The following is a 1,148-nucleotide window of genomic DNA, read 5'->3' as shown; positions in this document are numbered from 1 at the left end:
AGCGCGCCGTCGTCGCCGAGTTGCGCGCGCAGCAACTGCGCGCCGATGCCGTCGCCCTGCGCGACGCGGATCTCCGCGCCGTCACGCACGGCGAACAGGCCGTCCGCGAATGCGAGACGGTAGGTATCGAGCATCGTGAATCCGTCCGGACGCACTTCAGCTAGCATGGCGCGCCTCCTGTCCCGTTTCCGTGTGCGCATCGAGCCGCGCGCCGAGTGCCGCGAGCGTCGGCGACGCGAACAGGTCGGCGACCGTCAACGCGTGACCGGCACGGCTGGCCGCGTCGACGAAGCGCACGACGTCGAACGAGGTCGCGCCGGCTTCGAACAGGTTGGCGTCCGCTTCGGGCGCGGCCGTCGCGAACGTGTCGGACCACAGCGCCGCGAGCGCGGCAGCCGCATGCGGTGCGCGTGACGGCGTTGCCGCACGCGCATTGCCTGCCGCCTGTGCATGAGCAGACGCCTGCGCAACGTCACGCTTGTCGGGCATGCCAAGCGCCGCTTCCGACGCGCCCGCGAAACGCGCGACTTCGTCGTGGTAGACATCGACGAGCGCATCGACGAAGCCGCTATCGAGCAGTTCGTCCGCATACGAGAACGCGGCGCTCACGCGGCCGTCCGGATGCTCGACGACGTCCAGCTCCAGTGTGAACACGACGCGATGGCGCACATCGTCGAATCCGGCCAGCGACAGGCCGGCCCAGTCGCGCGCCGCGGCACCGGTCGGGCGCAGGTAGTTGAACATCACCTGGAACAACGGATTGGCCTGTGCGGCGCGCTGCGCACGCAGCGCCGCGACGACGTCCGCGAACGGCACGTCGGCGTGTGCATAAGCCGCGAGCGCCGTGTCGCGCACTTGCGCGAGCACGTCTGCACGGCGCGCGGCCGGGTCGATCCGCGTGCGCACGACGACCGAATTGATGAAGAGGCCAAGCGCGTCGCGGGCCCCGTCGCCCGTCAGCTCGCGCGTCGACGCGAGCACGCCGACCGGCTGGTCGGCCACACCCGTCGCGCGGAACAGCGCGGTGTTGAGCGCCGCGTGCAGCAGCATCGGCAACGTCGCGTGCGCTGACGACGCCGTGTCGCGTGCGGCGCGGATCAGCGCGCCGTCGAATTCGAACGCGATGCGGGCCGCGCGCCATTGCGGCA

General features: G+C 71.2%; 1 protein-coding gene and 1 pseudogene. Both read right to left on the bottom strand.

Features of this window, described 5'->3' with window-relative positions; all coding sequences use genetic code 11:
* Positions 1 to 167 (bottom strand): annotated as a pseudogene (locus tag G3O06_RS50135) (N-acetyltransferase); the annotation flags it as partial.
* On the bottom strand, positions 157 to 1,148 hold a 992-nt coding region (locus tag G3O06_RS48215), incomplete at its 5' end, for a condensation domain-containing protein (protein WP_241020628.1). The pseudogene G3O06_RS50135 and the gene G3O06_RS48215, both read right to left, overlap by 11 nt.

Origin of the sequence: Burkholderia sp. Ac-20345, assembly GCF_017104825.1 — a bacterium.
In the GTDB taxonomy this organism is placed as follows: domain Bacteria; phylum Pseudomonadota; class Gammaproteobacteria; order Burkholderiales; family Burkholderiaceae; genus Burkholderia; species Burkholderia lata_B.
The sequence above is the reverse complement of the archived record's forward strand: the minus strand, read 5'-3'. Positions and strand labels throughout refer to the sequence as shown.